A 10,671-nucleotide genomic window follows, 5' to 3' on the forward strand; every position below is an offset into this window, starting at 1 on the left:
GGACGGAACGTCCCCACCCCCCCCTCACCGTCAGCAGTGAGCGTACTTCCTGGACGGTCGGATCTTGTTGGTCAGCGTCGCGCCGCCGTAACACTTGTAGCGATTGTACAAGCCCTGTTCGAGCCTACGGAGGCTGCCCTTGCTCCGCTCGTGATAGCGGATCGACTTCACGTTGTTGAGCTTGCCCTTCTTGTCGTGCTGGTGCATGCGCCGGTGCATGTTCTTCGACTTGCCGACGTAGTACGAGCCGTTGTTGTACTTGATGACGTAGACGCCCCGCTTGCGGGGGGCCTTCCTGGCGTGCCGGTTGAGGTTGCAACTGGCGTTGTGGACGAGCGTGTCCGCGGTGCCGTCGAAGACGAGGTACGTGTGGACGTTTCCGACGTTGAGGTTGAAGACCAGCTGGTCCGCGAGCTCGCCGAGGTTGCGGACGGCCCGGACCTCGTGGGCCGTGTCGTCCGCGGACCGGAGCGCGTCGCCGGGGCCGAGGTCGACGGCCTTGGTCCAGCCCTTGTCCTCGACCCACATCGGGTGGTCGGCGGTCGCCATGAGCGGCGGGGTCGCCGGGTCGAGGTCGGTGTCGATGGCCACCATGTGCTTGGTGCCGGTGCCGGTGTACACCTCCAGGACGGGCTGGGCGGTGGTCAGACCGGTCGCCGGGTCCAGCGCCGCCACCAGGTCACCCGCTCGCACGTCTCCGATCGGCAGGTAGCTGCCGTCGGCCATCAGCACGGGTGTGTCCGGTGCGAAGGAGTTGCACCGGGAGCGCCGGAAGACCCTCTTCGCCCGTGAGGCCATGCGGCTGACGCGGCCGGCCTTGCGGAGGGCGCGCGCCGCCTTGAAGCCCCTGACCGCGAGGCGGCCGGCGGAGCCGAAGGCGATGCCGACGCTCATCTCGGCCGCCTTGCGCCAGTTGCCGGTGGCGGCGTAGGAGAGCGCTCCGACGGCGGAGGCGATGTTGCCGATGGGGCCGGGGATGTACGAGGCGACTTCCGCGATGCGGGCGACGCGCTTGAACATCTTCTTGAAGCTGAAGCCCCAGTTCCCGTCGAGGTCCGTGCAGTTGACGGGGTCGCCGCTGCAGTAGTCGTACGGGTTGGCGTTGCCCCCGGGCTCCGGGTCCACCTGGAGGAACCGGCCGAGCGCGGGTGCGTAGAGGCGGGCGCCCATGAGGATGACGTCGTCGAGCGCCTCGGAGGACCGCTGCTTGGCGCCGAGCCAGCCGTAGCGCTGGGTGGCCTGCCCCTCGGCCGGGACGCCGAACTCGTCGAAGGTGAAGACCTTCGGGGAGGTCGTCGCGGTGTCGAGGGTGACCGCCACGTCGCCGTGGAGGTTGGCGAACTGCAGCTCCACGTCGCCGGTCGCGGAGGTGGTGGCGGTCAGGTCGCCGTCAGGGCCGGAGACGTTGCGGGTGAGGGTGCCCTGGGTGGTGTCCTCGATGATCCAGCGCGGCTCGTCGGAGTCGTCTCCGTAGTGGTTGAGCTTGCTGGTCGCGTTGGCCCAGGTGCCGTCCGCCTGCTTGGCCTCCGTGGTGAAGGCGGTGAAGCGGTGGGCCGGGTCGAGGGACCAGGACTGTCGCTTGTCGCCCGCGGTCTGGGAGGCGACGAGGTCGTTGTCCCAGTAGGTGTTGGTGGAGCCGGTGCCGGTGGCCGTGGTGCGGCCGAAGGCGTCGTACGCGTAGCCGTCGGTCAGGAGCCGGTCGGCGCTGTCGTACGAGCTGGTCGTGACCGTGCCGTTCGCCGACGTGCAGGAACCGTCCTCGGCGGCGTCGTACACCGTCTTGGAGGTGCGGTTCATGCGGCCGGTGGTGCTGCGGCCGGCCTCGTCGAAGGCGTAGGCGCGGGTGGTGCAGCCGGCGATGGTGGTCTGGGCGGCCTTGGTCAGGCGGCCGAGCCGGTCGTAGCCGTACTCCTTGCTGTCGGTGGAGTTGGTGTCCGCGGCGACGGCGCCCTGGGTCGTCATGTCCAGGTGCTGGCCGTACACGACCTCGCCGTCGGAGACGCGGCTGTACGTGCGGCCGGTGGCCGCGCCGCTCGCGTTGAAGGTGTCCTTGCGGACGTAGCCGCCGGGGTAGGTCTGCTCGGTGAGCTGACCGTCGGGGCCGTACTTCGCGGTGAAGGTGCCCGCGACGGAGTCGGTCACGGAGGTGACCATGCCGCGCGGTTCCCGGGTGCGGTCGTAGGTGTAGGTGGTGGATCCGGTGTTGTCGCCGACCTTGACCGGCTTGCCGAACCTGTCGAACTCGGTCGTGGTCGTGCCGCCGTCGGCGTCCGTGTAGGACAGCAGACGGTCGAGCGCGTCGAACGTCCGGCTGATGGTCTTGCCACCGGCCGTGGTCCTGACCGCGTTGCCGGTCGCCGGGTCGTACTCGGTGGTGACCTCGGGAAGGTCCTGGCCGAGGTCACCGGTGATCTTCGTGGAGACGATCCGGTCGGCCGCGTCGTAGACGGTGGTCGACACGCGGGTCCTGCCCGCGTTGGTCTCGGTGGTCTCCTCGACGTCGCCGAAGCGGGAGTACCGGGTGATCCGCTTGACCGGCAGGGTGTCGGGCATGCGGGCGGTGTCCGCACCGGTGACCTTGCCGCCGGGGAGCGTGACACACGGGTCGCCCGCCCACTCCGGGCGGTTGCCGCACGCGGCGTCGTCGGGGTGGGCGCCGGCCGTGTAGAACAGGGTCTTCACGGTGCCGGTGTCGGCGCCGTTCGAGCCCGGCCTGCGGGATTCGACCGCGCGGCCCGCCGCGTCGTACTTGATGCTGGCAGTCAGGTTCGCCCCGCCGGTCACCGCGTCCGTCGTCACCGAGGTCTCGGTGCGCAGCGTCCAGCCCGACGTGCCGCCGATCGGGGTGCCGTAGCCGGTCTTGGTGACCCGTACCTCGACGTCGTCGACGTAGCCCTCGACGCGGGCGCCGTCGAGGGTGGTGGTCTCCAGGTGGTAGGCCGCGCCGTCGGGCTTGCCCTCGTCGTACCGGTGCACCGTGTGCTCGCGCGCGACGACCGAGGCGCCGGCGGCGAGTGCGGGCATCGGCGGGTCGGCCTGCGCCGGCACCGCCTCGTCCAGCAGGGCGCGGAAGACCGGACCGGTCTCCTCCAGGAGGTCCTGACCGTCGCGGCCGTAGACGCTGCGGGAGTCGAGCAGCGCGGCACGGGCCGCGGACTCGTCGGGCAGCCCCAGCTCGACGACCTTCTCGTCCACGTTCTCGCCGAGGCCGAGCGCCAGGAGGCGGCCGGTGGCGTCGAGGGTGCGGACGGTGTTGCCGAAGCGGTCGAACTCGGCGGTGTCGATGTCACCGACACCGGTCGGCGACCAGGTGGCGGTGTTCACCTCCTGCGCCGAGGCGTTCAGGTAGCGGACGACCGCCTGCTGGTAGCCGTCGGTGCCGGGGACGGTGGCGGTGGCCGTGTTCACGGCCGGGGTGGACTCGACGTCGAAGACGGCGGTGGCGTCCGTCGGGACGTCCGACTGACCCCACTTCGCGGTGCTCGCGCCGTCGAGGTCGTACGGACCACCGGCCGCCCGGGTCAGCGGGACCTCGTAGACCACCTTCGAGGCGGTCTCGCCCTCGACCACGTCCTTGCTGCCCGGCTGAAGCGCCGGACGGCGGACCTGGAGCAGACGGCCCGGGTCCTGGTCGGCCCCGGCCTTGCCGTAGTCGAACATCCAGGGCAGCTCGCCCGCGGTGTCGATCCTCGTCAGACGGTTCCCGGCGTCGTACGCGTAGACCGTCTTGAGGACCGTCGTGTCCGCGGCCGACCCCTTGCGCGGGTCCCACGCCTCGACGAGGCGGCCCTGGGCGTCGTAGCGGTAAGCGGCCGCGTCGACGGCGTTCACGGCGTTCGCGGCCGGGTCCCACGACCAGACCCGCACGGCCTTCACACGGTCGGCGACGTCGCCGGGCGCCGTGGCCGTGGCGGTGGTGACCGTGGCGTAGACGTACTCCAGCACCTCGCAGCCCCGCGCGGGGACGGCACCCGTGCACTGGCCGGTGTCGTCCACGCCCGGCTCGGCCTCGCCGATCACGCGCTTGACGAGCGTGCGGCCGTCGGTCGTGTCGTACACGTACCGACTGGTCGACGCCTCGTCCGTACCGGAGACGGAGTCCACGACGTGGACGTCCGAGCCGGTCTGCTTCCTGAAGCGGGTGACCGTGCCGTCGTCGTCGGTCAGGACGTAGTCGGCGCCGGACGCGGCGAGGATCAGCCCCTCCGATCCGGGCTCGGGGCTGAACGTGCCGTCCGAGCTCTTCGCGAAGGTGATCGTGGAGTCGTCGTAGCCGGTGACGACCGCGACGTCCTTGCCCGGGAAGGTCAGTGAGTGCAGCTCGTTGTCCGTCACGCCGCCCGCCGCGCCGCCGGCCCACTCCGGACCGAACGGGGCGACCAGCTCGCGCAGGGACAGGTGGTCGAAGTACACGGCCTTGCCGGAGTTCGCCGGGAAACCGTTGTACAGCCGCAGGAACGCCGTCGTGGCGTCCTTCGGAACGGTGAAGTCGAGGGTCAGCTCGGCCCACGCGTCGGTGTACGGCACCTTCCGGGAGGTCGGCTCGACGAAGCCGCCGGGCGTGGCGAAGCCCGCGTACAGGCGCAGGCCGCGCGCGTGCTGCGGGGACAGGCCGGTCGCCGAGGGCACGTAGGCCCAGGTCGAGAACCGGTAGGTCCTGCCCGGCTTCATGCCCAGCTGCAGGGCGTTCTGGTCGCCGCCGACCATGGCGAAGGAGTCGCCGCTGGTGTTGGTGGTGGGGACCACCTTCAGCGAGTCGGTCGAGCCGTCCTGGCCGAGCACGGTGTCCCGGGTGAGCGTCGCCGTGGTCGCCGAGAAGCCCGTCAGGTCCGTGGACACGTCCTGCTGGTTCGCCGTCAGGCGCTGGCCCTGCGGCATCCAGCCGCGGTCCGTGCCCCGGGAGGAGGCCGTACGGGTCGAGGACAGGCCGAACTCGTCGGTGTCCGTCACGTTCACCGAGTAGTCACCGGTCAGCAGGTTCACCGAACCGGGGCCGACCTCGTCCGAAGCGGCGCCGTCCGCGTTCGGATCGACGGTGAAGCCGCGCCACTCGCTGATGTACGCGGGGTCCGTGTCGCTGTTGGTGTACAGCATCGCGCGGACCTGGACGACACCGCCGACCTGGCCGAGGGTCTCCAGGACCGACCAGTTCGCGTACGCGCCGATCTCCGCGAGCGGGGTCTTCGGGGCGGTGACCGGGGTGTTGTCCTGCTTGGTCAGGTTCGCGAGCGGCACGTCGTAGACCGAGGCGCCCGGGCCGCGCCGCCACTGGTACGTGACGCGGGTGTACTTCGGCTGGGCGTCGACGGCGATCTGTATGCGCCGCGCGCTGACCGCGCCCTCGGCAGGCCGCAGCATCGCGCCCTGGCCGACCAGGAAGTCGTACACCACGGTCGTCGAGAGGTTGCCCGCCTTGTCCTTCGCCTGGACGCGCAGCGTGCGGTGTCCGTCGGCGGGCGGGGTCACCGTCACCGCCGCCGTGCCGGTCGCGGCGACGGTGACGGCCGCGGCGCCGTCCAGCGAGTAGACGTAGCCGGCCAGGTCCGCCGTACCGGAGGCCGCGGTGAACGTGAACTTGCCCGGTACGCCGCCGCCACCGTGCCACAGGTTATCCTGCGGGTAGTCCGTCGAGGAGACGAACGGCGCGCCGGGCTTGGTGGTGTCGACCGTGAAGGTCTGCCAGGCCGACCAGGTGCCGTTCCAGTCCTGACCGTCGTAGACCGCCGCCCGCCACTTGTACGAGCCCTGCGCCAGGGCCGTGCCCGGCGTCCAGGTCGCGGTGGCACCGGAGGCCACGTACGCCGAGGTGCCGGACTGCAGCGCCGCGGTCCCGTCGGACTTCCAGACCTCGAACGTCAGCCGGACGGTGTTGCCGTCGGCGTCGACGGCCTTGCCCGACAGGGTGGGCGTCGTGTCGTTCGTCGCCGCACCGGTCAGCGGGGACAGCGGCGTGGCCGCGCCCGGCTTGGTGTTGTACGTGACCGAGATGTAGGGCGTGTTCGAGGCCGCGTTACCGGAGTTGAACTTCTTCCAGGCGAACTCGTCGGTCTCGTCGGTGGCCCGGATGCCGAGCGTGTTCGTCCCGTTGCCGTTCGCCGCCCAGGCGGCGGCCAGGCTGGTGATGTCCGTGCTCACCCAGCCGTCGGCACACGAGGACGAGTAGCCCTTGGTGGCCGTGGAGGTGGACCACTTCCGGTTCCAGTTCGGCTGGGCGGTCCAACGCGTGGCGGTGGAGGCGGAGCTGGTGTCCCAGACCTCCCAGCTGCGGGCGCTGCACGACCAGGAGTGGAAGTTCCACAGGTTCAGGTTCGACGACTTGATCACCTTGCCGGAGATCTTCGCCATCGGGAACGCCAGGAACGAACGGGCCACCTGGCCCTCGCCGTTGTTGCCGAGCTTGAGCTCCGTCGCGGCCGACTGGTCCGACGTGAACCCCTGCTGGACGAAGGCGTCGAAGCTCGCCCCGATGTTCACGGCCGGGTCGACCGTGACCGGGAACTTCGTCGCCGGGTCGGCGAGGAAGGCCGCGTCCGGGGTGAGCGTGAGGTCGACCGCGTTGCCGTTCTGCGTGACCTTCAGGCCGACGTCCGCCCGGTTCTCGTGCTCGCCCGTGTTCGGGTCGACCGTCGCGTCCCACATCACCGGCGCGGGCAGGACGCCCGCCTCCTTGCCGGTCTCCTTGTCCAGGAACGTCACCGAACGGTCCGCGTTGGCCTTGACCGTCAGGCCCTTGGCCTTGAGCGACAGCGTCACCGAGCCGGTGGCGTCGACGGCGCTGCGGTCCTTCAACTCCAGGAACTGCTCGAAACCGGTCCGGGTCGACTCGATCACCATGTCGGTGCCGGTCGTCACCCCCGGATAGCGGGCCTCGGTCCCGTGCACCGTCGGATCGGGCAGGGCACCGCGCCACGACAGGGTCATCCCGTGACCCTCACCGCTGTCGAGCGACACCAGCGGGACGGCCGGCGTCCTCTTCTCGCCCGGCTCACCGCCCGACGCCTCGACCCGCGCGACCTCCGCGGCCGACGACTCTCCCGCCAGCACCAGATCCATCGGGTGCGCCACCGCGCGGACCCCGCCACCCGGCGCCTCGACCAGGCTCGGATCGACCGTCCGCCAGGTCGCCCCGTCGTCCTTGAACCGGACCGGACCGGTATACGCGTCCAACGACATCGAGCCGTCCGGGTTGGCCCAGCTCGTCGTGGACTCCGTCCGCTCCCCGGTCACCTCGATCCGTCGGTCCTGCAGCCGCGCCATCAGCAACGCCGACGCGGCATCCCCCGCCTCGGCCGGCCCCTTCACGTCCTGCGGCCCCTCGACCGGCCCCCGGTCGGGTATCGCCGCAGTCGCCATCCCCTCCATCAGCCCGAAGGTCATCACCAGTGCCGTGGCCAGGGCTATGCGCCTCATCCGGCCAGGCGAAGGCAGCGGATGCCGCTCACGCAGAGCGGACGTCCGTCGTCTCATCCTGTTCGTTCCTCCCCTTGTTGATCACCCGTTGGTGACGGGGAAGGAATTTACCGCAAACAAATATGGTTCTTTACGTGACAATTCGGCCTCTCGTCGGCGTTCTACGGGAGGGACGCACTGAATTTCATATCCCGCCGTACATGCCGCCGACTTGGGGCGACAGGCACCCTTCTCCCGTCGAACCCGGCGCTTTCTCGCCACAGCGGTCATCGGCCGCAATCCGTGTGCCCCGACACGACGGCAGGGCCCGGACCGTGTGTGGTCGTCCGGGCCCTGCCTCGTGAGGTGCCGCCCCGTGGCGGCGGTGCGTCAGCTCTGTGCGGTGTCGTCGCTCGCCTCTTCGGCGTCCTCGGTCACGCGTACCTTCTCCCGCATCTTGCGCACCAGCTCCGCCTTCTGGTCGGCGGCACCCTTGCGGTCGAGGTTGCGATGCGGCCCGTTGTTCTGCCGTTCCGCGCGGGACAGCCGCTTGCGCTGGCCGCCGCCCTGGCCCACGGGGTTGTTGATGTTCTTGCTGTCGGTCACGGGTTCTCCCGGGTGGTGATGTGCAGTGCTCTACGGATTCATCGTGGGGGACGGGCGCGGCGTCGTCGAAGGTCGTCGGCGGGAGCCCGTCACGCTCTCACTCGTAAATCGGCGTCTGGAAGAACATGACAAAGACGTTACCCGGTTCCGCCGGCCCCGCGCGCCACCGATCGCGGCGACGCCTGCGGGGGCTGGGTCGACTCGCAGCAAGGCGGGGGCCGGAGTTCTGCGCGGCTGAGGCGACCTGATAATTCTCGCGGATTGTGTCCGCCGGACTGGTTTTCTCTACGTTCTGTAATCGGGAATCAATGTTGATTCTGCAACCTTGGTCGCCTTTGCTGGTTGAAAAGTGACGAGTTGTCACGGACCTGTACATGTGATTTGCTGGAAGGGGTGTGTAAAGGGGGTGGCCAACCCGCGACTGTCATCCGGGACGCGCGCGCTCGAAGATCGAAACGTCTGTCGAAATCATTGACAGCTGCACGGAGGAGTCATGAACCAGGAGCAGAAGAACGGCACCAGTAAGGCGATGGAACTCCTCAAGGCGATTGTGTCGGGGGACGCGGAAATGGAGGATGGACTCGCAGAGCTCAGGAGTGACGGAATCGTCTCCCTCGAGGACGCTCTCACCGTGCTGAAGCAAGAGGTGAAGGTCGACCAACTGGTCGACGGTCCCCGGCCGGACTTCCAGGCGCTGCGGCGCAGCCCTTCCGAACGGGAGGTTTCAAGCATCGAGCACGTCGTTCCGGAGGTGCCGTTCCTCCTTGGCGGCACCTTGTACGAGCCGCAGGACATCACGCGCTTCAACGGTCAGGAACTTCACTTCTTCACCTCTCCGAATGCCGACCGCATGCTCGCGGTCGACGACCGGGACACCATGGCCGATTGGCTGCAGTACGAATACTTTGACAGGTATCGCGACATCTCGAAGGCTGCGGAGTTCCGAGTCGTACCCGGAGCCACGTGGTTTGAGCACGACTACCTGCAAGGGGCTGCCCTGTTCTCGCACAAGGACCGGGGATATCAGCGGCTGAGCCAAATCAGCATGGGCCTTTTCGCCGGAGACTGGAACGACAAGATCTCGTCCTTCTCCATGCGGGCCATCGGCGTGGTACAGCTGTCCGACGCCTATTACTACTACGGCCCGTTCTGGTATTACGTCGTACCCGCCGGAACTCCGTATGCCGAGGTGCTCTCGCTCACGCCGTACGGCTGGAACGACCGCGCTTCCTCGGTCGGATGCTGGTAGCACCTTCGCCTCCACCGGGGTCGCTCTGGCGGCCATGTCCGAAGCGGGACCCTGGGGCCCGGTCGGCGACGGCCCGGGAGGACGACCACGGCCCCCGCGCCACCGGACCGGTGAGCCGGGGACCGTGGAATGCGCGGCGCACTCCGGCATAGGAGCCTGGTGGTGTGGTGAAGCCAAGGAAGGCGGCGATCGGCGAGCACCGGCGGAGCTGGCTGCGCGGGGCCCCGCCGCCCCGCTGGGTGCGGGTCCTGCCCGTGCTGCTGCTCGTCGGGGTCGGAGCGGCCTCCCTCACCGACTCCGTTCCGCTCGACATCGGCTTCCTGCTCGGCGCGGTGTCGCCGCTGGCCGTCCTGGCCTACGGACCGTTGGCCACGGCCTTCCTCGGCGCCGCGACGATCGGGCTGCTGGCGATTCCCCTCTTCCATCTGGACCAGCCCGGCAACACCGACCTCTTCACCCTCGGCTTCGTCGCGATCCTGAGCGTCTTCGTCTCCTTCGTCCGCGGGCGCCGGGACGAGCAGCTCGACCTGGAACGCACCGTCGCCGAGACGGCACAACGGGCCATCGTCCCGGACGTACGGCGGCGGGTCGGGCTCGTGCGCTGCGCGAGCCTGTACCGCGCCGCCGAGCGCGGCACGCTGGTGGGAGGCGACTTCTTCGACGTCAGGCCCGGCCCCCACGGGGTGCGGGCCGTCCTCGGCGACGTGCAGGGGCACGGTCTGCCGGCCGTCGCAACGGTCGCCTCCGTCATGGGGGCGTTCCGCGAGGCCGTGCTGGACGACGTGGACGCGGACTCGATCGCGGCGCGGCTGGACCGCAGGCTCGTGATCGACTCGGCGCAGACGGAGCACGCGGAGCTCTTCGCCACGGCCGTCCTCCTGGACTTCGCGCCGTCCGGGCGGGAGGTCCGCGTCCTGGCCTGCGGCCATCCGCCGCCGGTCCTGCTGCGCGGCGGAGCCGTGACCACCCTGGAAGTCGACCCCGGTCCGCCCCTGGGACTGGGCCTCGCCGATGTCATGCCCGGAACCGCCGCGACGGTGTCGCTGCTGCCCGGGGACCAGCTGCTCCTGGCGTCGGACGGTGTCGTGGAGGCACGGGACGCCTCCGGCGCCTTCTACCCCTTCGCCGAGCGTCTGGCCGGGATGACCGGTGTCGGCCTCGACGAGCTGCCCGACGAGATCTGGGCCGACCTGAGCCGCTTCGCGCCCAAGATCCAGGACGACGTCACCCTCCTGATCCTGGCCCTGGACACCTCCGGCCCGGGCTGACGGGGCACAGCCGTGTGGCGCGCCCGTGTGGCGCGCGAAGGCGCGGGCCCGCGCAGGTGGGGGCCCGCGCCCCCCCGGCCAGAAGCGTCACACCACCCCGCACCCGAAAACCGCCGCCCGGGCGCCCCGCCCAGCGGGGCCCACACACAACCGGGCGGG

General features: G+C 70.0%; 4 protein-coding genes. 2 read left to right on the forward strand and 2 right to left on the reverse strand.

What is annotated here, in order from left to right; genetic code table 11:
* Positions 1 to 30: 30 nt before the first annotated feature.
* A complete protein-coding gene (locus ACFCY7_RS37415; RefSeq protein WP_376490548.1) occupies positions 31 to 7,410 on the reverse strand; it encodes a DNRLRE domain-containing protein in 7,380 nt (2,459 codons plus the stop codon).
* A 369-nt stretch (positions 7,411 to 7,779) separates the two neighbouring features.
* Complete coding sequence (locus ACFCY7_RS37420) at positions 7,780 to 7,995, reverse strand: DUF6243 family protein (RefSeq protein ID WP_376490549.1); 216 nt, start codon at positions 7,993 to 7,995, stop codon at positions 7,780 to 7,782.
* A gap of 493 nt (positions 7,996 to 8,488) precedes the next feature.
* Here ACFCY7_RS37420 and ACFCY7_RS37425 point away from each other — a divergent pair, with 493 nt between their 5' ends.
* Both ACFCY7_RS37425 and ACFCY7_RS37430 read left to right on the forward strand, forming a co-directional pair.
* Complete coding sequence (locus tag ACFCY7_RS37425; protein WP_376490550.1) at positions 8,489 to 9,244, forward strand: hypothetical protein; 756 nt, start codon at positions 8,489 to 8,491, stop codon at positions 9,242 to 9,244.
* 164 nt (positions 9,245 to 9,408) lie between these two features.
* Entirely contained in the window at positions 9,409 to 10,512 is a 1,104-nt protein-coding gene (locus tag ACFCY7_RS37430; RefSeq protein WP_376490551.1) for a PP2C family protein-serine/threonine phosphatase, read from the forward strand.
* Positions 10,513 to 10,671: the final 159 nt, after the last annotated feature.

This window comes from Streptomyces sp. NPDC056361, assembly GCF_042262805.1.
GTDB lineage: Bacteria > Actinomycetota > Actinomycetes > Streptomycetales > Streptomycetaceae > Streptomyces.